Origin of the sequence: Pseudomonas sp. Irchel s3h9, assembly GCF_900187475.1 — a bacterium.
Taxonomy (GTDB): Bacteria; Pseudomonadota; Gammaproteobacteria; order Pseudomonadales; family Pseudomonadaceae; genus Aquipseudomonas; species Aquipseudomonas neuropathica.
Genome location: NZ_FYDH01000013.1, coordinates 1 through 21,614 on the forward strand (window position 1 = coordinate 1; position 21,614 = coordinate 21,614).

The 21,614-nt window shown below is 56.2% G+C and carries 23 protein-coding genes and 1 pseudogene; 8 read left to right on the forward strand and 16 right to left on the reverse strand.

What is annotated here, in order from left to right; translation table 11 throughout:
- A pseudogene (locus CKW26_RS20860) lies at window positions 1-153 on the forward strand (IS4 family transposase); the annotation flags it as partial.
- Window positions 154-267: 114 nt separating this feature from the next.
- On the opposite strand, the gene CKW26_RS20865 reads toward CKW26_RS20860, so the two are convergent.
- The 5 genes from CKW26_RS20865 to CKW26_RS20885 all read right to left on the reverse strand — a co-directional run bounded on the left by CKW26_RS20865 (window position 268) and on the right by CKW26_RS20885 (window position 6,349).
- Window positions 268-2,337, reverse strand: a complete 2,070-nt coding sequence (locus tag CKW26_RS20865) for a P-loop ATPase, Sll1717 family (RefSeq protein ID WP_095049990.1) — start codon at window positions 2,335-2,337, stop codon at window positions 268-270.
- Window positions 2,338-2,412: 75 nt separating this feature from the next.
- On the reverse strand, window positions 2,413-3,531 hold the full coding sequence (locus CKW26_RS20870) for a phospholipase D-like domain-containing protein (RefSeq protein ID WP_095049991.1): 1,119 nt from the start codon (window positions 3,529-3,531) through the stop codon (window positions 2,413-2,415).
- A 127-nt stretch (window positions 3,532-3,658) separates the two neighbouring features.
- On the reverse strand, window positions 3,659-4,771 hold the full coding sequence (locus tag CKW26_RS20875) for a DNA alkylation repair protein (protein ID WP_095049992.1): 1,113 nt from the start codon (window positions 4,769-4,771) through the stop codon (window positions 3,659-3,661).
- A 2-nt stretch (window positions 4,772-4,773) separates the two neighbouring features.
- Window positions 4,774-5,379, reverse strand: a complete 606-nt coding sequence (locus CKW26_RS20880) for a glutathione S-transferase (RefSeq protein WP_016982987.1) — start codon at window positions 5,377-5,379, stop codon at window positions 4,774-4,776.
- 61 nt (window positions 5,380-5,440) lie between these two features.
- Window positions 5,441-6,349, reverse strand: coding sequence for a MurR/RpiR family transcriptional regulator (locus CKW26_RS20885; RefSeq protein ID WP_095049993.1), 909 nt, complete (start codon window positions 6,347-6,349; stop codon window positions 5,441-5,443).
- 401 nt (window positions 6,350-6,750) lie between these two features.
- Here CKW26_RS20885 and CKW26_RS20890 point away from each other — a divergent pair, with 401 nt between their 5' ends.
- From CKW26_RS20890 to CKW26_RS20900, 3 genes are all read left to right on the forward strand, one after another.
- Complete coding sequence (locus CKW26_RS20890; RefSeq protein ID WP_003225981.1) at window positions 6,751-7,155, forward strand: TraR/DksA family transcriptional regulator; 405 nt, start codon at window positions 6,751-6,753, stop codon at window positions 7,153-7,155.
- 609 nt (window positions 7,156-7,764) lie between these two features.
- Entirely contained in the window at window positions 7,765-8,988 is a 1,224-nt protein-coding gene (locus CKW26_RS20895; protein WP_371917972.1) for a methyl-accepting chemotaxis protein, read from the forward strand.
- Between the two features lie 111 nt (window positions 8,989-9,099).
- The gene (locus CKW26_RS20900) at window positions 9,100-9,303 is read left to right on the forward strand and encodes a hypothetical protein (RefSeq protein WP_095049995.1); all 204 of its coding nucleotides are present in this window, start codon (window positions 9,100-9,102) and stop codon (window positions 9,301-9,303) included.
- Window positions 9,304-9,309: 6 nt separating this feature from the next.
- Here CKW26_RS20900 and CKW26_RS20905 read toward each other — a convergent pair whose 3' ends face one another.
- The 3 genes from CKW26_RS20905 to CKW26_RS29720 all read right to left on the reverse strand — a co-directional run bounded on the left by CKW26_RS20905 (window position 9,310) and on the right by CKW26_RS29720 (window position 10,274).
- The gene (locus tag CKW26_RS20905; RefSeq protein WP_095049996.1) at window positions 9,310-9,546 is read right to left on the reverse strand and encodes a DUF2789 family protein; all 237 of its coding nucleotides are present in this window, start codon (window positions 9,544-9,546) and stop codon (window positions 9,310-9,312) included.
- Between the two features lie 50 nt (window positions 9,547-9,596).
- Window positions 9,597-9,848: a hypothetical protein gene (locus CKW26_RS20910; RefSeq protein WP_095049997.1), complete on the reverse strand. Its 252-nt coding sequence runs from the start codon at window positions 9,846-9,848 to the stop codon at window positions 9,597-9,599.
- 102 nt (window positions 9,849-9,950) lie between these two features.
- The gene (locus CKW26_RS29720) at window positions 9,951-10,274 is read right to left on the reverse strand and encodes a hypothetical protein (protein WP_141231802.1); all 324 of its coding nucleotides are present in this window, start codon (window positions 10,272-10,274) and stop codon (window positions 9,951-9,953) included.
- Between CKW26_RS29720 and CKW26_RS20915 the strand changes: the two genes are divergently transcribed.
- The 3 genes from CKW26_RS20915 (at window position 10,269) to CKW26_RS20925 (ending at window position 12,056) form a co-directional block, all read left to right on the forward strand.
- Window positions 10,269-10,718 (forward strand): hypothetical protein, encoded by a 450-nt coding sequence (locus tag CKW26_RS20915; RefSeq protein ID WP_176471300.1) that lies wholly within the window; start codon window positions 10,269-10,271, stop codon window positions 10,716-10,718. The genes CKW26_RS29720 and CKW26_RS20915 overlap by 6 nt on opposite strands.
- Window positions 10,715-10,912 (forward strand): hypothetical protein, encoded by a 198-nt coding sequence (locus CKW26_RS20920; protein WP_095049999.1) that lies wholly within the window; start codon window positions 10,715-10,717, stop codon window positions 10,910-10,912. Before CKW26_RS20915 ends, CKW26_RS20920 begins: the two co-directional genes overlap by 4 nt.
- A gap of 127 nt (window positions 10,913-11,039) precedes the next feature.
- Window positions 11,040-12,056, forward strand: a complete 1,017-nt coding sequence (locus tag CKW26_RS20925) for an ABC transporter substrate-binding protein (protein ID WP_095050000.1) — start codon at window positions 11,040-11,042, stop codon at window positions 12,054-12,056.
- A 115-nt stretch (window positions 12,057-12,171) separates the two neighbouring features.
- On the opposite strand, the gene CKW26_RS20930 is transcribed toward CKW26_RS20925, so the two are convergent.
- Together CKW26_RS20930 and CKW26_RS20935 are read right to left on the reverse strand one after the other, a co-directional pair.
- Window positions 12,172-14,304 carry a TonB-dependent siderophore receptor gene (locus tag CKW26_RS20930; protein ID WP_095050001.1) on the reverse strand — a complete coding sequence of 711 codons (2,133 nt, stop codon included), beginning with the start codon at window positions 14,302-14,304 and terminating at the stop codon, window positions 12,172-12,174.
- 92 nt (window positions 14,305-14,396) lie between these two features.
- A complete protein-coding gene (locus CKW26_RS20935; protein WP_095050002.1) occupies window positions 14,397-14,786 on the reverse strand; it encodes a DUF2946 domain-containing protein in 390 nt (129 codons plus the stop codon).
- A 94-nt stretch (window positions 14,787-14,880) separates the two neighbouring features.
- On the opposite strand from CKW26_RS20935, the gene CKW26_RS20940 reads away from it, so the two are divergent.
- A complete protein-coding gene (locus CKW26_RS20940; RefSeq protein WP_095050003.1) occupies window positions 14,881-15,321 on the forward strand; it encodes a DUF3995 domain-containing protein in 441 nt (146 codons plus the stop codon).
- 109 nt (window positions 15,322-15,430) lie between these two features.
- Here the strand turns inward: CKW26_RS20940 and CKW26_RS20945 are convergent, their stop codons facing one another.
- Genes CKW26_RS20945 through CKW26_RS20970 form a run of 6 tightly spaced genes read right to left on the reverse strand, consistent with a single transcriptional unit; the run spans window position 15,431 to window position 21,488 of the window.
- Complete coding sequence (locus CKW26_RS20945) at window positions 15,431-15,793, reverse strand: Na+/H+ antiporter subunit G (protein ID WP_093437301.1); 363 nt, start codon at window positions 15,791-15,793, stop codon at window positions 15,431-15,433.
- The gene (locus tag CKW26_RS20950) at window positions 15,790-16,068 is read right to left on the reverse strand and encodes a K+/H+ antiporter subunit F (RefSeq protein ID WP_007910754.1); all 279 of its coding nucleotides are present in this window, start codon (window positions 16,066-16,068) and stop codon (window positions 15,790-15,792) included. Before CKW26_RS20950 ends, CKW26_RS20945 begins: the two co-directional genes overlap by 4 nt.
- Complete coding sequence (locus CKW26_RS20955; RefSeq protein WP_095050004.1) at window positions 16,065-16,553, reverse strand: Na+/H+ antiporter subunit E; 489 nt, start codon at window positions 16,551-16,553, stop codon at window positions 16,065-16,067. The genes CKW26_RS20950 and CKW26_RS20955 overlap by 4 nt, the downstream gene beginning before the upstream one ends.
- Window positions 16,550-18,229 carry a monovalent cation/H+ antiporter subunit D gene (locus tag CKW26_RS20960; protein ID WP_095050005.1) on the reverse strand — a complete coding sequence of 560 codons (1,680 nt, stop codon included), beginning with the start codon at window positions 18,227-18,229 and terminating at the stop codon, window positions 16,550-16,552. Before CKW26_RS20960 ends, CKW26_RS20955 begins: the two co-directional genes overlap by 4 nt.
- Window positions 18,226-18,570, reverse strand: a complete 345-nt coding sequence (locus CKW26_RS20965; protein ID WP_007910763.1) for a Na+/H+ antiporter subunit C — start codon at window positions 18,568-18,570, stop codon at window positions 18,226-18,228. Before CKW26_RS20965 ends, CKW26_RS20960 begins: the two co-directional genes overlap by 4 nt.
- The gene (locus tag CKW26_RS20970) at window positions 18,570-21,488 is read right to left on the reverse strand and encodes a monovalent cation/H+ antiporter subunit A (RefSeq protein ID WP_095050006.1); all 2,919 of its coding nucleotides are present in this window, start codon (window positions 21,486-21,488) and stop codon (window positions 18,570-18,572) included. The genes CKW26_RS20965 and CKW26_RS20970 overlap by 1 nt, the downstream gene beginning before the upstream one ends.
- Window positions 21,489-21,614 lie beyond the last annotated feature (126 nt).

Consider the following 21,614-nt stretch of genomic DNA (forward strand, 5'->3'; position numbering starts at 1 on the left):
CTGATTGCTCAGAGGCGCGTCGGAAATCGGCCTGGTCGTATCGAGCCGCGAGCCATAAAACGAAGACCTCAAGCCTACCCCTTGCTGACCAAACCACGTCGGTCAGCAAGGGCAGATGTCAGAAAAAACGGGCACCCAAAACATGTTAAGTAAGTGCCATTCAAATCAGTCCCCTTTTTTATATAGTATCTGGTAAGGATTCAACCGATTAAGGAGAAAAAGGAGACCCAGTTTAATAGCGCTCTATCCTTGGTTTAAGTCTATTGTTTATCGCGATTTGTGCGTTAGGTATGTTCTGATGTAAAGATCGATCAGTTTGCTTAGTTGTTTATTTGCTTCGTCGTGCTTTTGTAAGCTTCTCATTTTTGAAAGATGGCGCTCTAGAAATTTATGTGAAATTTTTATTATTATTTTGTTGTGATTGTCATAGATTTCTTTCGCCCATTGTAGCTCTCTGTGTTTTTCGAGGTTGTCGTTGAAATCTCGATTGATGATGAATGCTAATCGCCCGTAGTCTTTGTAAAGATAGCCGTTAACTTGGCGATAGTCCGATGATGTCAAATCTCGATAGTTTTTGACTTCGAAGATGACCTGCCGTGTTTGATAATCTGTAAGGATTCGAGACCAAACTCCTGAGTCAGCGAGATTGGTGGCGATAATATCCCTTTGCTGAAGTCCATTTTTATTGGCGTGCAATTCGATATTTGCAAGGTTTGTTGCGAAAAGTATTTTAATTGCCTTTAAAGACCATGCCTCAAAGTCGACAGCTCCGGCTTTTCCTTCAGGTATCTCGCTCAAATCTTTGAGTAGTGATCCAATTCGTTGTTTGCGCTGTTCTTCCGAAACAGAGCTAACTTCTATGTCGTACTCGTCATGAATGTCTTCGGCTGCATTGCTGTCAATATCAAATTCTTGGATGCTTAGTGCTAGCCAGTAGCAAGGGTGAATTAATATCTTAGAACTTTCTGAAAAATCTTTTTCAGGTTCTTTTCCGTCATGGCAAAATACGTACGAAGACGACTGTGTGTTGTAAAGTCCTAAAAACCCAATGCTGTAGAGACGCTGGATAACTTGAATGGGCCCGTCAAGGAGAAGGATATCCTGTTGCTTTATTTTGCTTTCAAGTACTGGGGATGCCATTGCAGTTGTGATTAATTTTGCGGTCTCTAAGACTTGGTAGTCTGGTTTCTTGTTTGAGAATAGCGATGTGAACACGTCCAGGGCTGGAAATACTGTCTCGTACTCCTTGAGCAAGTCATTTAGTCTGTTTTGTGAGATTGTATTTGCTGTTGCATTTATATCGTCGATTATAATTTTATCTCGATCTTGAACAAAAGCACGCAGGAAGGCGTCATTGAGCAAAACAAGTATGTCTCTAGGCCGATATAGAGTGAGTTTTAGTGCTTCACGGAAGCCAGTGCTGGACTGGAGGCTGTTTGCTGTATAGGCATTCCATAGTCGGGTGTTATTCTCTATCTTTGAATCAAAAGCTGATCGAATTCGATTGCAGACCAAGTTGAATAGATTGTACTCGTCCCAGTGTAGTCTGAGTACTTGTCCTTCAATATTTCTTGTAAAGTCTGGGTCCATTTTAGATATGGCGCGGTGTATGTTGTCTCGGACGAATGCGAAGGCTATTACTCGTTCTTTGAAGGTCTGTTTTATATCGATAACTGATTGAATGAAACCGTCTACAATAGCGACGCCTACATCATCTGGCGTGTAACCTTCATCTAATCTATCGGCAAAAATAACAAACTGAAATTTATTTCTTTCTAGCGCTTCGAGAATTGCGTCTTCCAATTCATCAAGTTCGAAGCCATCTGAGAGCTCTGATATTCGACGAGCCGGAGACTGGTCCTTTGTGTTTTCCAGTATGCTGAGTAGTTTTTTTCTTATTTTTCCACTGATGTTTTGCCGCTTTGCACCCCAGATGCTGAGGTGCTTTAATGCAGTAGGGTCCGTCAAGTTACCTTGCAGTTTATAGTGATCGCTTATCTCGGAAATGATCTCCATGTAGATTGCATAACGCCAGGCAAGTTTGCTTCCTGCCTTAATGTGTAGGTAGTTCTCGCCAAACAGTGAGACAATATCTCTTAATCCAATTATTTGCTCTTCTACTGGCGTTATGGTGATTGTGTGTGTTTTTGGTTTGCTGTGCCAGTGTTTAGAAAGCATGTAAACTAATGCGCTCTTTCCTGTCCCGCGGCGCCCAACTATAACGCATCTGTCATTAGACTCTAATAAAGATTTGTAGTCCGTAGTCGGCCAGAAGGAGGTTTCGAGCATCTTTGCATCATGCTCTGCTCGGATGTCACCAAGTATATTTCCTTTCATTCTCTATTCCTTGCTGTTTTTTTTCTTAAGTGAGAGAGCTTATGCTGCCTTGGTGAATGCGATTTTTATAAGTGTCTAGTTTTCATGTTGTAGGTAAGGTTCGGAGTTGAGTTGTTTTTCAATCGAATTGATTTTTTCTATCAAGAATTCCCCAAACTCCTTTGTGATTTTGACCTTGTCACTTCCCATGTTAATGGTTCCTAAGCTAAAGCCGCCGGCATTGGTGATGGCTGTGTTTGGATGGATTTGTCTAAATTCGTCAAGTAGATCCTGCCGTTTTAAATCGTGTATCCACCACGACCCTCCAAATTTCGGTGAGTGATTACGCCCTTCCAGATACCAAGGCCATCTTTGGACCCAAGGTTCTATTTTTACTTGTGCATCAGCGACATATTGTAGGCCGCCGGTTATTCGGAAGTATGATAATATTGATCCCGCGCCTACAGCAGTAGTGATTATTATGTCGCCTTTTCTCAAGCCTTTTGGTTTTTTCTTAGAAAAGTGTAAGTTCTGGTGCAATCCTGAAAAGTCTTGTTGGTCATTAAGTGTTACAGGTCTTTCACTGTGACCGATCGGTTTAAGAAAATATTGGGTGGTTGTGTTGTTCGCGCTTGTATCGCTATAAATGCTTTTGAGAATATCGCACGATATATCTGGAAGGGTGACCCATTCAGGGTTGAGTTTTTTGTATTGCTCTGAAAACATGCACGCCTTCAGTAATTGGTGTAAGGTAAGCTCTTTGTATTCAATGTGGTGGAATAGTTCTGTGGCAGTCTTGTTGATGATGGTTTCATCTTTCGTAAGGAACCCCCACTCGTGATTGCTTACTAGTCCATTGTTGGTGAAGTTTGCTGATGTTAAAATCATTGTTTTTTGGCTTTTTGATAAATAAATCTTGCCGTGTAATTTGTTGCTGATGTGGATGTTTAATTTTATTTTAGGATGGTTTTGTGAAAAAAAATTATAGAAGGCTATGATTTGATATGGTTTCGTTAGCTGTTCTTCGCTATAAGGTCTTAGCGTTGTAATAAGTTCGATGGTGTTAAGGTTTGAGAAATTAAAATTTTTCAGGAACTCCGACATGTTGGAGGCTAAAAAAGGAGAAGCAATAATAAAGTGATCTTTACACTCTTCTAATAGCTTTTTGGTGTGGCTCATGTGATTGTTATTGCTATCAAAGTTGGAGATCAGCATTTCGTTGGGCCTGAGTTTTTCTCAAGGCTTCGCTTTTTGGGGTGATTGTCAAATTGTTTTTTTGTCAAGGTAAGTGCTCCTTCTCAGTCTTACCGTTTGCTTAAGGCACAAGTAAAAGGACTGCTTTTTAGGCTTGTTCAGCGCTAACTGCGAAAGATGAGTTCGCCAATTTAGCTCCATTTACCAGTACATGTACTAGGTGCTGCCCAAAATAGTGTTTTCGCGTCGTAAAATCCCTAATCACCTGGCGCCTCCCCACAACCTCACTCCCATACCCCGCCAACACCACCATCTTCAACTTAAAAACCTTAGCCGAAATCCCACCATTCGCCTTCACATAGTCAATCGCATAATCAATCACCAACCGCTGCTCATGCGCCACCGTCGACTTCACCACAAACGACAACGTAATCGCTTCCCCCAACCTAACCACCGCCGGCTCAACCCGCACATCCAACAACTCAACCTCAGCCTTCGCCCCCGCACCAATCACCGTCAGCGCCCGCAAATCCCCCTGCTTAATCAAACTCCTCAAAGCATGCTTAGCAATCCAAGCCGTGTACTTGTTCTCCAGCGACCAACCTTCAATCGTGTCCAACACCCACTCCGGATGCACCTTCGTCACATCATTCAAATGATTCGCCACGGACTTGCGCACGTACAAACTCTCATCCGCCTTCAACCGATCCAGTATCCCCGCTGCCAACTGCGGATCCGCCTGCACCGCTCCCAACCGAAACGACCAAGGCAGGCGAGGGCGGCTGCCTTCGCTGGCGAGGCGTCGGACGTGGTGGTTTTCGTCTCGGGTCCAGTCGTGCATCTGTTCCAGCGAGCGCTCGAGGTCGCTGCGCAGAAAGTGGCGGATGGCGAATTCGGAGGAGCCGAAGGTGGTGAAGTACTTCAGGGCGTCCATGGAGGTGTCGAACGCATGCCCGCCGTAGCTCGCGACGTAGTGCGGCAAACACATGCTAACGAATCCGCTGTTTAGCCTTGGTGCGAGTTCGAAAAGCACTTCTAGGGAATCTTCGTAATCCAGCGGCAACACGGCATGCAGGCTTTCGCTAACCCGCGCCATACGTTGCATCACTGATAATTCAGCGAGTCCGTCCTGGGCATGTTTGAGAAATGCCTTGGCCTTGAATGCCGGGTACACGGCGCTCATTTCGCGGGCGATGTGTTGCAAGCGCTCGGCGTTGAAGATTTCCTTTAACGCCGGGGCGGCGGTGTCGGTGGTGCTCATGGTCAGGTCATCGGGGTGCTGACGAACGCTTCGAGGGTTTCGGCGTAGGCGGTGTATTGGGCGATGTGGGGGTAGCGGCGGGTGTCGATCTGGTCGGGGACGACGAGGTCGGTGAAGCTCCAGGCGACGGCGAGGCTGATGCCGGCCTGGGTGAGGGTGCCGTCGGTGGGCAGGCCGGTTTTTTCCAGTTCTTGCTCAAGGGCGGTGAACGCGGCGGCGAGTTGGCCTTCGACGCGTTCGACCCACGGTTGGTATTGAATGTCGGCCGGGCGCAGGTTGCGTTCGTAGTAGAGCTGTACGGCTTTTTCGCAGGCGGCGAGGCTGAGGCCGATCAGGCGTAGGGCGTGGGCGCGTTGTTTCAGGTCGGTTGGCAGCAGGCTTTTGCCGGAACTGGCTTCGAGGTAGTCGAGGATGAGGGTCGAGTCCATCAGGACCACGCCGTCGTCGAGGATCAGCGTGGGGGCTTTGACCACCGGGTTGATCTGCTGGAATTGCTCGAAGTGGCGGAACACCGAGACCGACTCGTGTTCGAGGTCAATCCCCAAGCGTTTGGCGGAGATGGCTACGCGGCGTACGTAAGGGGAGTCCAGCATGCCGATCAGTTTCATGACGCGTTCCTTCAAGTCAAACCGGTGGGAAGGCATAACCTAGCCGACGCTGAGGCAATTGTCAGTCGTCGAAGCCGGGTTGTTCGTGAATCTCATCAACATTCAGTTCCAGCCGATACGCCACTGCCACAAACAGCGCCTGACACAAACACAACGTCGCACTCAGCGAACGAAAGGCGAGGGCGCTGCCTTCGTTGACCAGCAATACGCTGTTGGCGAGTTTCGCCAGCGGCGAGAGCTGGCTGTCGGTGAGGATCAGGGTGTTGGCCTGTTGCTGGCGGGCGAAGCGCAGGCAGTGTTGGGTCTCCTTGGCGTAGGGCACGAAGCTGATGGCGATGACCAGATCGTTGGCGCGCACGCTGCGCATTTGCTCGCGATAGCTACCGCCCAGCCCCGAAACCAGGTGAATGCGCTTCTGAGTGTGTTGCAAGTTGTAAACGAGGTAGTCGGCGACGGCGAAGGAGCGGCGCACGCCGACGACATAAATGTTGTCGGCGTTGACGATCAGCTCGACGGCTTTTTCGAAGGCGGCGTCGTCGAGTTCGCGGCCCAGGCGTTCGATGCCGGAGCGGGTGGCGTCGATGCATTCGCGGGCGAGGTCGCCGGCGCTGGCTTGCTGCGACTGGTCGGCGATCATGCTGCGGATGCGTTGCTGGTAGTTTTGCACCGGCGAGGCTTTGTGCGTGTAGGCGCTGCGGAACAGCGCCTGCATTTCGCTGAAGCCGCTGAAACCGAAGCGTTGCGAGAAGCGCACGATGGCGGACGGGTGCACTTCGCACTCGCGGGCGATGTCGCTGATGCGGTCGACCATGATCCGGTCGCTCTGTTGGCTGATGTAGCTGGCGATGCGTTTGAGCTGGCGCGGCAGGGCGTCGTATTCGTCGGTGATCAGTTGCAGCAGGCGCTCGGCATTGATCGGGGGGCTGGCGAGTGAAACCTCGTCGGTGGCCGGCAGATCGGGGCGGGGCATAGGTCATCCTTCAGGCTGGTTGATCACACGGTGGGCCTGATATTAGGGGGGCTTTTGCGGTTCTGCTTTGCTGAAACGATGCAGTGCGTGGTAAAAAATTGCGTCTGAGCGCTGCGTGGTTAGCCGTTTGTCTTCTATATACAGCCGCTCGACTGAATTTCTTGCTATAAACGCACTCCGATGGCCGTGTGAACCCTGTGTCAGAGCAGTTTCCGGGCGTTGTCGGACAAATTCCCTGTATTTACAGTTGCTGAGGCCTCGATCGGGCCTTAGACTGCCGCCCCTCGTAAATTGAGTGCCGGGTGGCATTTGCAATAAACGATGCCTTTTCGCCGACCGCACGCGGTTCGCCGAAACGCTCCCTAATTCGCCTTAATGCACGTTTTTTTATAGAGATATCAATGACAAAGGACAAGTTGCTGGCCATGCCGGCAGATGACTACATGAATGCAGAGCAGCACGCTTTCTTCACTGAGCTGCTGCAGAACATGAAAGTCGAAACCCACGAGCGCATTGAGCAAAACCGTATCGCCATCGAAAGCCTGGACACCCCGGCTGACCCGGCGGACGCGGCTTCGGTTGAAGAAGAGCGCACTTGGCTGGTGAACGCGATCGATCGCGACCAGCGCATGCTGCCGCAACTGGAACAAGCCCTTGAGCGCATCAAGGAAGACAGCTTTGGCTGGTGCGACGATAGCGGCGAGGCCATTGGCCTGAAGCGCCTGCTGATCAGCCCGACCACCAAGTACTGCATCGAAGCTCAAGAGCGTCACGAGCAGATCGACAAGCACCAGCGTCAGGCCTGATTCTGTGGGGTGACCCTTTCAACAGGGGCACCTTGAAAAGATCGCAGCCTTCGGCAGCTCCTACATAGGCGTTGCTGAAGGCTGCGATCTTTGTTTTTGCTCGTCTGCAATAAGCCCGCGCCGTTCCATTGACCTGCCACAGACCCCACGACTAACGGACCATGGATAATGGCGTTGTAGTGGCGTTTAATGCAGTCACAATAATGAGAACAAGCGTGGGGTGTTGATATGACGAGAGACGGATCTCTGGTTGGGGCTTTGCCTGCACCAGTGCTTTTGCCGAAAAACCGCTGGATCGCGCCGACCCTGCAAAGCATCGCCCTGATGCTGTTGCTGGCCGGCATGACACTGGGTGGATGGTCGCTGTACATTGGCATGCCGCTGGCGGTGCTGATTGTCTGGCTGCCGCGCTTGCGTTCCCGCGCCATCCCCGATGCCCAGCCTGCCGACACTGGCAGCGCCATGTCCGAACTGACCCGCGACCTTTCCTACACCACCAGCCATAACGCCTTGTCGGCGGCCGGCGTGGCGTTTTCGGTGAAGGAACTGGCGAGCAAACTTGAATCGCAACTCGATGCGGCGGCGCAGATCGTCAGCAACGCTGAGGTGATGATTGCGACCGAGCACGCCACTTCACAGCTCAGCCGTGCCGCGCTTGAGGCGGCCAGTCAGGCGCATCACAGCAGCGCGGCGGGGCGCACGGAACTGGTGGATTCGATCGCGCGCATGCATCAGCTCAGTCAGCGCGCCAATGCCAGCCGTGAGTTGATCGAAGCCTTGAGCCTGCGCAGTGACGATATTCAGCGCGTGACCCTGGTGATTCAGTCGATTGCCAGTCAAACCAATCTGCTCGCATTGAACGCGGCGATCGAGGCAGCGCGAGCCGGAGAGCATGGTCGCGGTTTTGCCGTGGTCGCGGATGAGGTGCGTGGATTAGCGGCGCGCACGGCGTCGGCCACCGGTGAAGTGGGTGAGATGGTCGCCGACATTCAGCAACGGACGGCGCAGGTGGTGGAGCAGATTCGCGAGTTGTCGAGTGATCTGCAGATCGGTGTCGAGCAGGTCGAACACACCGGCCAGCATCTGCAGAACATCGCGCGACTGGCAGCGGGGGTGGAAAGCCAGGTCGGTGAAATCGCTCATGGTGCAGAAACCAATCGCGAACAGCTCGACAGCCTGTTCAAGGCCATCGAGCAGATGCGCAGCGATCTGGCGATCAGCGATCAACAGACTCGCCGCCTCGCTGAAGCGGCGGTGCAAATGGAAGGGCAGGCGGAAACCATCAGCGAGCGGCTGGCCGAAGTCGGTCTGGATGACTATCACCAGCGCATCTACGATCTGGCCCGCGAAGGGGCGAGCCAGATTGCCGCGCGTTTCGAAGCGGATGTCGAGCAGGGAAAGATAAGCCTCGAGGATCTGTTCGATCGCCAGTATCAGCCGATCCCGAATACCCAACCGGCGAAGTTTCAAACCCGTTTCGACCGTTACACCGATCAGGTGCTGCCGGCGATTCAGGAGCCGTTGTTGCCGCGTCACGAGGGGTTGGTGTTCGCTATTGCCTGCACGCAGCAAGGTTATGTGCCAACGCACAATCAGCTGTTCAGTCAGCCGTTGACTGGCGATGCGCAGGTCGATGCGGTGAACAATCGCACCAAACGCAAGTTCGCGGATCGCACCGGTATTCGCTGCGGCAACCATCAGCAACCGGTGCTGTTGCAGACTTACACCCGCGACACCGGTGAACTGATGCATGACCTGTCGGTGCCGATCATGATTAAGGGCCGGCACTGGGGTGGATTGCGCCTGGGCTATAAGCCGGAGAAACCGCGCTGAGAGATTGTTACTTGCGGTGCAATGAATCTGTGCACGGAGCTTGCTGTTTCCGCTCGAAAGAAACCATTAATCTGCCCGCTTAGTTAGGTTGCTAATGATTTCGGGGGCTGCATGCAGTGCAGAGTTGATGTTGCCGTGATGATCGGCAGTGGCGTACCGGCCGGTTTGCGCGCGTTGGGGCAGAGCGTGTGCTGGGTGGTTTTGCTCAATGGCGAGCGTCGCGGCACCGCGTTTGCCAGTCGCAACGAGGCCGAGGAGTGCAAGGCTGCGTGGCTCGCGCAATTGCAAGCCGAGTGTGGTGACAGCCTGCACTGAGTTCGGTTACTTGCCGTCGTGAAGGCGTACGTTCAGCTCGTCGAAGACGATTGCCCTGTCATCGTCTTTGCTGATCCACTCTTGCAGCGTTTGCCTTTGAGAGTCCGACCAGAAATGGGCATCGACTAGTTTGGTGTCAGCGTCGAGAGGATGCGCGTCGATGAAACTGTCGATCTCCGGTCCTTCTGAAGGAAGACCTAACTGATCGAACAGAGTTTTCAAGTTATAACCTTCCAGATCCATCGTGTTCTCCTTTTTGATTTGCGCCGGGATGGCACAATCGGTCGCTCTCTTTATCTGAGGCAGCCATTCGCCAGGAGTTCGATCTTCGACTCAAGTGAGCGGGCGAGGGCGCAGGCTTCGTTGTGATCTTCACGGAAACCTCTTACGCGCCCGGTCGATGTTTCCTTTATATGGAAGAAAGCGTTGCCGGCGGGTACCACTTGGAAACGCGGGTAATCGTCGTTGATCGTGGTGGCACTTAGTATCAGCGACGATTCGATCCGGGCGTCAACGGTCATGGCAAAGTGAGTCCGAGTGCACATATGAAGTCCTTTTCATCAGTTGGCCGGTATTTACCGGCCGTTTCGGGTAGTCGGAATGAGCATCGCTGCTCTAGAATCGCCAGTACCTGTTGACGACAGGGCTTATCTAAAGCAATTTTTCGCCAGCGATATGTCGGAGAAGTGCTTTTTTTCGTGAGAATTTTCCCTAAAGTTCGTAGTCAGACTGCTCTTGCTGACGCTGAGGAATTTTCCTTCAGGTTTTGGCGACATCGGGATGAGTTTCCCGAGTGACAATCCAGTAGTCTTACCAACCTCGCGTTGAATGAGCACTCTGCTCGATTCGGGCTTTATTGATTTGTTTGCAGTGACATCGGCCTGGCCGTTTTTTTGCCGTGCGCGTTTTCCGTGTGCGGTTTTTTCAGATGTGGGGATGTTTCTTTGGCAGTCAGTAATCTCGATATGCATGCTTTGTTCGTGTTGGGTGATTTGCGTGCAAAGCTGGTCAAGCTGTTCCAGTCGCGTTTTGTTTACATCACCGAGCAGAACGCCGAAGGCATTTACGTGGCCGAGATCGACACCGAAAGTGCCTTGGTGGTCGATGACAAACCGGGGCTCAAGCTCAAGGTCGGCGATCATTTCAGTGCATCGGTCTTGCCCAGCCGCGAAGGCGGCAAGATGGATCTGCGTTTTCGCGAAATCAAACTCACGGTCTATGGACTGGGTGATTACGCTTTCGTCGAAACCGCTGACGGGCACGCCATCCTGTTCAAGGAAGGCCATAGCGTGGTGACCGTGTTCGCCGCCCATGAGCAATTGCAGGAAGGCCTGACCAAAACCCTGAAAGCCGTTACGGCCAAAGCCGCCAAGTGGCGCAAGGGTGAGCTGGTGACGTTCAAGGCCAGCGAGTGAGCCGCGCGGATTTCCATTCGCAGAACCTCGATACTGCACGCAAGGAAGCCCAGCGGTTGTTCGCCGCCAAGGCGGAACTGCAGGGTGCCTGGCTGAATTGGCTGGCTGCGCAGATCTATCAGTTGCGCCCCGCGGAATACGCCAGCATGGTCAGGCGCGAGCTGCAAAGCTTGCAGGAAAAGTCTGATTCATAACCTCGTCCGCAGCATGACCCGGAAAAAGCAGGAACCTCGGCTACAGTCAGTTGACTGAGTATTCAGAGGCTTGCGGTCTTCTGTCAGGCCAACCTGCCATTGCTGTGAACAGCACGAGGTGCAATGCATGAACGGATTTCGACGCTTATTGGCCGCCAGCGTGGCCACGTTCGGTTTGCTGACATCAGTGCCATCGGTGATTGCCGCCCAGGCGCCGATCCATTTTGCCGACCTGAACTGGGAAAGCGGCAGCCTGATTACCGATGTGCTGCGGATCATCGTCGAGAAGGGCTACGGCTTGCCAACCGACACCTTGCCTGGCACCACCATCACGCTGGAAACCGCACTGGCCAACAATGACATTCAGGTCATTGGCGAGGAGTGGGCGGGGCGCAGTCCGGTGTGGGTCAAGGCCGAGGCCGAAGGCAAAGTCGTTAGCCTCGGTGATACCGTCAAGGGCGCTACCGAGGGCTGGTGGGTGCCGGAGTACGTGATCAAGGGTGACCCGGCCAAAGGCATCAAGCCGCTGGCGCCGGACCTGCGCAGTGTCAGTGATCTTAAAAAGTACAAGGACGTGTTCAAAGATGCAGAAAATCCGAGCAAGGGTCGGTTCCTCAACAGTCCGATCGGCTGGACGTCGGAAGTGGTCAACAAGCAGAAGTTGACGGCTTATGGTCTGCAGGACGATTACACCAATTTCCGCAGTGGTTCGGGTGCGGCGCTGGACGCCGAGATCAGCTCTTCGATTCGTCGCGGTAAGCCGGTGCTGTTTTACTACTGGTCGCCGACGCCGCTGCTGGGCAAATTCAAACTGGTGCAACTTGAAGAGCCGCCGTTTGATGCCGAAGCCTGGAAGACGCTAACCGATGCGGATAATCCCAATCCGAAACCGACCCGGTCGCTGGCTTCGAAGCTGTCGATTGGTGTGTCTACGCCGTTCCAGAAGCAATATCCGCAAATTGCCGAATTCTTCAGCAAAGTGGACTTTCCGATCGAGCCGTTGAACAAGGCGTTGGCCGAGATGAGCGAGAAGCACACGGCGCCGCGTGATGCGGCGGTGGCGTTCATGAAGGCCCACCCGGATGTGTGGCAGGCCTGGTTGCCGAAGGATGTGGCGGATAAGGTATCCGCTGATCTGAAATAGAGGCTGTAGCGCCCGGCCTCATCGCGGGCAAGCCCGCTCCCACAGGTATTGTCGTTGAATGCAAATTTTATGTACGACACCAAACACTGTGGGAGCGGGCCTGCTCGCGATGCTTTTAAAACTTCGTCTGCACGGCCAGTTCGAAGGTGCGCGGTGTCCCCAGGTAATACGCCGGCGAAACATGCGCAAACTCGGCATACACCTCATTGGTCAGGTTACGCACGCGCCCGGTGACGGTGGTATGCGAATCAACCTTGTAGCTGAGAAAGCTGCCGAACAATGTGTACGACGGCACGGTCATGGTATTCGCAGTATCGGCATACACCGACGCCACATATCGTGCATCCACCCCACCTTGCCATTGCGGCGAAAAATCATAAGTCAGCCACAGATTGCCAACCCGATCCGGCACGTTGGTCGGCGTGTTGCCCTTGCGTGATACCACCACGCCGGCGGCATTCTTTTCGGTGAAATCATCGTATTGCGCATCGACCCAAGCGAAGTTGCCTTCAGCCAGCAGCTTGTCGGTGATCCGCAACGAGCTGGCGATCTCTAAACCTTTCGACGTCTGCTGACCGACCGGAATACTGCTGGTCGGGTCCAGCGGATCGGTCACGGCGAAGTCCTTTCGCTCAATGGTGTAGGCCGCAATCGTCGCCGAGCCGCGCCCGTTCAGATAATCAAATTTGCTGCCAATCTCCCATTGCTTACCGGTGGAAACGTCGAAGTCTTGCGTGCCGTTCGGTTGCTCGGCGGCGGTGCTGTATTGCACGTAGACGTTGGCCGACGGAATGAATTGGTAAGTCAGGCCGGCGCGGCCGGTGACTGGTTCCCAACTGCGCTTGAGGTGTTTCGGGTTGGTGGCGGTTACCGTGCGATGGTTGGTCACGTCGAGGTCAATGTCGTCATAGCGCAGACCGGTGAGCAGCGACAGTTTGTCGGTCAACGCTAAACGGTTTTCCACGAACAATGCTCTGGTGGTGACCTCGTTGGTTTTGTCGCTGATCAGCTTGGGGTTGGTGCCCGGGATGTCGTAAAAATGCCCCGGACGGTAGTTGTTCGGGTCAACCGAGCTAGCACCTTTGACGTTCAGCGGCGAGTTGGTGGTCTGGTTGACCTTGTATTCGAAGCCCCCCGACCACGTCGTATCGAGACCGAACAGCGTGTTGTCATGGCGCAACTCGAACTGGTTGCCGTTCTGCTCGCCTTGATGACGCACCTGATACGCAGTGGAGCGATTCACCGCGGTGTTGTCGGCGTTGTACTGGTAGGTTTCGAGGTTGCGGTAATCGCGTTGGCTGTCGAGGTGGTACAGCGTATTGCGCAGGGTGGTGCTGTCGTTGATCCGGTAGTCGATGATCGAACGGACCCAGATCGTCCGCTGCTCGTAGCGACCGTCCTCGACGTTGTAGTTATTGAAGCGGTTGTGTTTATCGATCTTCAACTCGCCGGCCTTGGGATTGAGCACGGGCGTGCCCCAGTACGGACTGTCTTCGTGTTCATCCTGATATTCCAGGGCCAACGTGTGCGACAGGTCGGGTGTGAGATCGCTGAGCAGCGAGAACGCCACGCTCCAGGCATCGCGCTCCTGGCGGTCGATGTAGCCGTTGCTGGTGTTGTGACTGACGTCGAGGCGCGCGTAGTGCTGCACGTCGGCGCTCGGGTCGGTGAGGGCGTGGTTGAGGCCGAAAGCGGTTTCGCTGGTGTCGTAGGTGCCGTAGCTGACCCGGCCTTCAACCGCTTGTTCATCACGGGTGGCGAGTTTGGTCACGTAGTTCAGCGATCCCCCCACCGAGCCTGCGCCGTTGATCAGCGACGACGGGCCGCCGACCAGTTCCACACGATCATAGATCCATGAATCGACGGGCCGCGCGAGTCCGCCGGAGACGTTGATGCCGTTGAACATCTGGGTGATCTGGCTGCTGGTGAAGCCACGATAGGAGACGAAGCCGCCGAACCCCGGCGGTGCGCTGGCGTTGACCCCAGGCAAGGTGTTGGCGGCGTCCTGGAAGTTCTGCGCGCCATGGCGTTCGATGTCATTGCGATTGGCGATGGCCACCGAGGCCGGCGTGTCGCGCACGCTCAAACCCAGTCGCGAGGCCATGCCGCTGGATTGGTCGAGGCTCAGACCCGGTTCTGCGCCGGACTCGCCATCGATGGTGATCGGCGCCAGATCCACGGTGGATTGCGCCCAGACGTTAACGGACAGGCAGCCGCACAGGCTCGCCAGCAGAGTGAGTTGTTTCATCATTGAATCCTGAATGCTTGTCTAGGAGTCAGCGCACAGGCAAACGCCGCGCGTTGGCGCAGTGGGCTGACAAATCAAAAAGGCAGAGACACTCAGGCGAGCGGTGGGGCGCGAGGGTTGGCCGACGGCCAGGTGATGCGGGCAGGGAGGTCGGCGCTGACGATGGGCGCCAGTGGTGGGTTGTGTTGTTCGGGCAGGATCGCTAGCGTCAGGCTGGAGTTGAACGCCGGGCCCATGCCGCCGCCGACCGAGCACAGCGGGCAGCCAAATGCCTTGGACAGGGTCGGCAGTTGTTCTTCAGTGGGGTTGCTGGCGAGCGGCGCTTGAGTGGCCGGGTCGACTGTACAGAACTGGCCGCCGATACCGTTCAGCTGCATGCCAACCATTTGTCCGTGACCGATGCTGCAGGCGAACACGTTGAACAGGACGCAGCAATAAAGCATCCAGGCCAGTAGTGAGCGATCGGAACGGGAGAATTTCATGGGGCGGCACTTTACCGTACCGCTGATCGGTCGTGCACTTGGAAAAAATGCGACTAGGCTGATTTGTTCAAATCCCTTTCCAAGGATTTCAACCATGACCTTTGTGTTGGCTCAATGGCTGGTGACAACGTTTGCGGTGATCGCCTTGATGCACGTGTATTGGGCGCTGGGTGGGCAGTGGGCGGCAGCGGTGGTGGTGCCGCAGGTGCCGGTGCGCGGATTTGTCGCAACGGTGCGGCCGGCGTTCAAGCCGTCAGGCTGGCTCACGTTGATCGTGGCGGCGGCGTTGCTGGTGATTGCTGCGTTGGTGTGTATGCGGGTTGGCTGGGGAGTGCCGGCGGTGACACACAAAGCGCTGCAATGGGTGATCAGCGCGATTGCGCTGTTGATGTTTGCCCGGGCGATTGGTGATTCGAATCTGGTCGGGTTTTTCAAGGAAGTGACGGATTCACGGTTTGCGCGGCTCGACACCTGGGTGTATTCGCCGTTGTGTGCGGTATTGGGAGCGGGGTTGTTGGCGGTGGCTTGGGTTTGAGGTGAGTCGGATATCGCTATCGCGAGCAGGCTCACTCCTACATTTGGAATGCGTTCCCCTGTAGGAGTGAGCCTGCTCGCGATGGCGTCATATCAGCCCCTACAAATCTTCAGCTACCACTCTCGGTGCGGCGGCTACTGACCTCGGCCGGCACATCATCCCCAGCCATGCGCTTGCGGAACAACGCCGCCCGCGCCAGCAGCAAAGTAGTCACCGGCACAGTAATCGCCAGCAAAACCGGAATCAGCCAGGCATGTATGACCGGCCCGGACTTCAGCGCCGAAAAACAGATGATCGATGCCAGCGCCACACACCATGCGCCTAGCGTCGAAGCCAGTGCCGGCGGATGCATGCGCTGGAAGAAATCCTTCATACGCAATAATCCGATCGCACCGATCAGCGCAAAAAGCCCGCTAAGCACCAGCAGGATCGCCACCGGAATCTCGATCCATAGCGACAATTCAGCATTCATTCGATCACCTCGCCACGCAGCAGGAATTTCGCCAGGGCAAACGAGCCGACGAAGCCGAACAGCGCAATCAGCAGCGCCGCTTCGAAGTAAGTGTCACTCGAATACCGAATGCCCAGGGTCAGCATCATCAGCATCGCGACGATGTACAGGTAGTCCAGCGCCAAGACCCGATCTTGCGCCGAAGGGCCTTTGAACAGGCGCACCAGGGTCAGCACCATCGCCAGCGAGAACAGGAACAGCGTCAGCAGGATCGCGTTCGACAGTAATGGGCTCATTCGAAAATCTCCATCAGCGGCCGCTCGTAGGTGCTCTTGAAGTGCTCGATGAACTGCGCTTCGTCATCCAGATCCCAGACGTGCAACAACAAAATGCTGCGATCCAGCGCCAGCTCTGACCATACCGTGCCGGGCACCACCGTGCAGATCATCGCCAGCGTTGCGAGGCCGTGAGCATCGCGCAGGTCCAGCGGGACTTTGACAAAGCCCGAGCGCGGAGGGCGCCGACCAGCATTGAGCACGCCCCACGCAACGATCAGGTTGGACATCACCACATCACGGCCCACGAGCAGAAACAGGCGCAGAATCGTTCCCGGACGGCGAATGCGAACTTGTTTCGGGCGCAGTTTGCGCATCATCAAAGGTGCAGCAAAACCCAGTATCGCGCCGAGCAGCAGATTGCCCGGGCTGATCGACAGGTTCAGGGTCAGCCACAAGGCGCACAGCGCCAACGACAATAAAGGTGCAGGAAACACGCGCTTCATGGCTGCACCTCCAGCATCGCCGATTTGGCTTCCGGGCTCGGTACGGCACGGGTGCCGAGCACCGCCATGACGTATTGCTGCGGGTTGTTCAGTGCCTCGGCGGTGGCCTGGGTGTAGCGCAGCAGCGGCTCAGCCTTGAAGGTCAAGACGATGCTCAGCCCCAGCAACAGGAAGATCGGCGCGCATTCGAGTTTGCGCAGCAGCGGCGAAGGGCGCTCCTCCGGGGTCCAGAAGCGCTGGATGCCGAGGCGCGAGAACGCCATCAACGACGTCAGCCCGGTGAGGATCAGCAGTGCCAGCAACGCCCAGGCCGCGTTGGATATCGGCGCGCCGGTGCCCAGGCCTAGCGGATTGAGCAAGGCGCCGATCAGGCTGAGTTTGCCGATAAATCCGGACAGCGGCGGCATGCCGATAATCAGCAAAGCGCAGGCGATGAAGCTCAGGCCGAGAAACGCCATAGTCCACGGGATAACCTGGCCGACCACGGCTTTCTGCTCGTCATCGAGGTTGATGCCTTTGGGCGGTTGCAGGGATTCCTGTGGGCGTGGCAGCAGTTCGCTTTCGTCTTCCAGCGGGATCTCGTTGGCCGAACGCGAACGTTCGATCAGTTCTGCCAGCAGGAACAGTGCACTCAGCGCCAGGGTCGAGCTGACCAGATAGAACAGCGCCGCGCCGATCAGGTTTGGCTGGGCGAAACCGACGGCCGATAACAGAATCCCCGCCGACACCAGAATGCTCAGGCTGGCCATGCGCTCCAGCCGTTGCGCGGCCAGAATCGCCAGCGCCGCACAGGCCATCGTCGCCATGCCGCCGTAGATCAGCCAGTCGCCACCAAAGAATGCCGACGCTCCGGCCTGGCCGGAAAACAACAGGGTCCACAGACGCAGCAGGGTGTACACGCCAACCTTGGTCATGATCGCGAACATCGCCGCCACCGGTGCACTGGCGGAAGAATAGGCGGGTACGAGCCAGAAGTTCAGCGGCCACATGCCGGCCTTGGCCAGGAAGGCGACAGCGAGAATCCCCGCGCCGGCGTGCAGCAAGCCGCGGTCGGCCTCCGGCACCAGTGGAATCTTCAGCGCCAGATCGGCCATGTTCAGCGTGCCGGTGACACCGTAGATCAGGGCCGCGCCAATCAGAAACAGCGACGAGGCAAGCAGGTTGATCGAGATGTAATGCAACCCCGACGAGACCCGTGCCCGACCCGAGCCGTGCAGCAACAGGCCATAAGACGCGGCGAGCAAGACTTCGAAGAATACGAACAGGTTGAACAGATCCGCCGTCAGAAACGCGCCGTACAGGCCCATCAACTGAATCTGGAACAGCGCGTGGAAGCTTGAACCGGCGCCGTCCCAACGGGCCATGGCAAACAGCAGGGCGCTGACGCCGATGATCCCGGTCAGCACCAGCATCAGCGCCGACAGGCGATCAACCACCAGCACAATGCCGAACGGCGCCTGCCAGTTGCCCGGCAGGTAAACCCCGATGGAGCCGGGCACGCCGGTGGTTTGCGTCCATTGCAGCAACAGCACCGAAATGAACAGGCCGACGAGGCTGGAGAACAGGTTGATTTTTGCCTTCAACGGTCTGTGCCGCTCGCCGAGCATCAGCATGATGGCTGCGGTCAGCAGCGGCAGCAGGATCGGTGCGGCGATCAGGTGAGTCATCGCCATCATTCCTTAGGCTCCCGGCCGTCAACGTGGTCGGTGCCGGTCAAACCGCGTGAAGCGAGCAGCACGACGAGGAACAGCGCGGTCATGGCGAAACTGATGACGATCGCGGTGAGTACCAGTGCCTGTGGCAGCGGGTCGGTGTAGTGCAACAAATCCTGGGTGACACCGTCCTTGATCACCGGCTCCTTGCCGATGAACAGGCTGCCCATGCTGAAGATGAACAGGTTGACGCCATACGACAGCAGGCACAGGCCCATGACCACCTGGAATGTCCGTGGCCGCAGGATCAGCCAGACGCCGGACGCGGCGAGCACGCCGATGGCGATTGCGATGACTTCTTCCATCAGACGGCTCCTTTACTAGCGACGGACTTGGGCAGCGATGCGGTCTTGTGACCCCGCACCGATTGGTGGGCGAGTGCGGTGAGGATCAACAGCGTCGAACCGACCACCACGCCGTACACGCCAATGTCGAAGAACAGCGCGCTGGCGACATGGATGTCACCCAGCACTGGCAAGCTGAAATGCCAGGTGTGTGTGGTCAGGAACGGATAACCGACCAGCATCGCGCCCAGACCTGTAGCGGTGGCGAATAGCAATCCGGTGCCCATCCAGCGCAACGGCCGCAGGCTCATTTGTGCCTCGACCCACTGTGTACCGGCGACCATGTATTGCAGGATGAAAGCCACCGACATCACCAGGCCGGCGACGAAACCGCCGCCCGGTTGGTTGTGCCCGCGCATGAACAGGTAGCACGACACCACCAGCGCAATCGGCAGCAGCAGACGCACCAGCACTGCCGGCACCATCATGAAGCCGAGCGCGGTATCGCTGGCGGAACGCGGGTTGACCAGATCGGTGACCACGTCCGGTGCCAGCAAGCGTTGCTGGGCTGGCAATTGCAGGCTTTCTTTTGGAGGACGGAAGCGCCGCAGCAGGGCGAATACGGTCAGCGCCACGGCAACCAGCACGGTGATTTCGCCGAGGGTGTCGAAGCCACGGAAATCCACCAGCATCACGTTGACCACGTTGCTGCCGCCGCCCTCAGGCATGGCGCGGCTGAGGTAGAACGAGGAGATGTCGTTCGGCGTTTGCCGCGTCAGCATCGCGTAGGACAGCAGCGCCATGCCACCGCCGACGGCAATCGACAATAGTAAGTCGCGCAGGCGGCGAATGCGTGCTTTGCGCAGGCTGCTCGGCAGTGGCGAGACTTCTTCGATGCGGCGTGGCAACCAGCGCAGGCCGAGCAGAATCAGTACGGTGGTGACCACTTCCACTGCCAGTTGCGTCAGGGCCAGATCCGGTGCGGAGAACCAGACGAAGGTCACGCAGGTCATCAAGCCGCAGACGCTGACCATGGTCAGGGCGGCGAGACGGTGATACTTGGCTTGCCACGCGGCGCCGAGCGCGCAGGCGATGGCCAGCAACCACAGGGTCACGAAGACAATGGAACCGGGGATTTTCGGCCGGTCGCCCCAGCTCAGCGTGCTGTGCAACATCGGGATCAGGCCGGCGAGTACCGCCGCCATTACCATCAGGAACAATTGCATCTGCAAGCGCTTGGTGCCGAGTCGTCGCTCCAAGCGTCGGGCCATACGCATCATGACGACCAGACTACGCTCGAACAGGCGCTTACCGTTGAAGCGCCCCACCAGTGGCGGGTATTTAAAGCGCCCGCGCTTGAGCTGTTTGCGCAACAACAGATAGACGACGATGCCGCCGGACATGGCAATCAGGCTCATGATCATCGGTGCGTTCAGACCGTGCCAGATCGCCAGGCTGTATTCCGGCAGTTCGCCGCCGACGACGGGCAATGCCGCTGCCGCGAGCAATGGGCCGACGATCTGCGCCGGGAAAATCCCCACCAGCAAGCAAGTGAATACCAGCAGTTCCACTGGCGCGCGCATCCAGCGTGGTGGCTCGTGCGGGGTGTGGGGTAGGTCGGTGGCCGGCGGGCCGAAGAACACATCGACGGTGAAGCGCAACGAGTAGGCAACGCTGAATGTACCGGCGATGGTCGCGACAATCGGCAGCGCCGCTTCAACCCACGCCGTGGCATTGATAAACACGGTTTCGGCGAAGAACATCTCTTTCGACAGGAAGCCGTTAAGCAGCGGCACGCCTGCCATCGAGGCGCTGGCAACCATGGCCAGCGTCGCTGTGAAGGGAATCAGTTTGATCAGGCCGCTGAGTTTGCGGATATCGCGAGTACCGCTTTCATGGTCGATGATGCCCGCGGCCATGAACAGCGAGGCTTTGAATGTCGCGTGATTGAGGATGTGGAATACCGCCGCCACAGCGGCCAACGGGCTATTGAGACCCAACAACAGCGTGATCAGGCCGAGGTGGCTGATGGTCGAATAAGCCAGCAAGCCTTTGAGATCGTTCTGGAACATCGCGCAATAGGCGCCGAGCAACAGCGTACACGCACCAGCGCCGCTGACGATGTAGAACCATTCTTCGCTGCCGGACAGCGACGGCCACAGACGCGCGAGCAGGAAAACCCCGGCCTTGACCATGGTCGCCGAATGCAGATAGGCCGAAACCGGTGTCGGCGCCGCCATTGCGTGGGGCAGCCAGAAGTGGAAAGGGAACTGCGCACTTTTGCTGAGGGCGCCAATGAGAATAAGGGGAAGGAGGATAGGGTAGAGGGAATGTGCGCGAATCATGTCGCCGGCGGCCAGGACCTTGTCGAGGTCATAGCTGCCGACGACATGGCCGAGAATCATGACCCCCGCCAGCAGGCATAACCCGCCGGCACCGGTGACCATCAACGCCATATAAGCACCGCGACGGGCGTCGGCGCGGTGGTGCCAGTAACCGATCAACAGGAACGAGAAGAGGCTGGTCAGCTCCCAGAAAAACACGATCTGAATCAGATTGCCGGAGATGACCAGACCGAGCATGGCGCCCATGAACGCCAGAAAAAACGCGAAGAAACGCGGCACCGGATCGTCCGGCGACATGTAATAACGGGCATAGAGAGAAACAAGCGTACCGATGCCGAGTACCAGCATCGAGAACAGCCAGGCGAAACCGTCCATACGCAGAACGAAGTTCAGACCGAGGCTGGGCAACCACATGAACTCTTCGCGGATCACGCCGCCGTGGGCAATTTGCGGGTACAACATCGCGACCTGGACGGTGCCGATCAAAGCGACCAGACCTGCCAACAGTGATTCGGTATTACGCGCGTTGTGAGGCAGCACCGCTGCCAGACAGCTGCCAATGAATGGCAGAAGCAGTAGAACTATCAGGGACATAGGCTTCTAATCTGCGGAAGTTTGTGAAGCATCATACGTGCCAGCTCCCCGATCACCAAACGCCAGGATGTCTCAGAATCCTACAAAGTAGTCTGGAATTTTCTGTTTGGCATTGTTTCAGGTAGA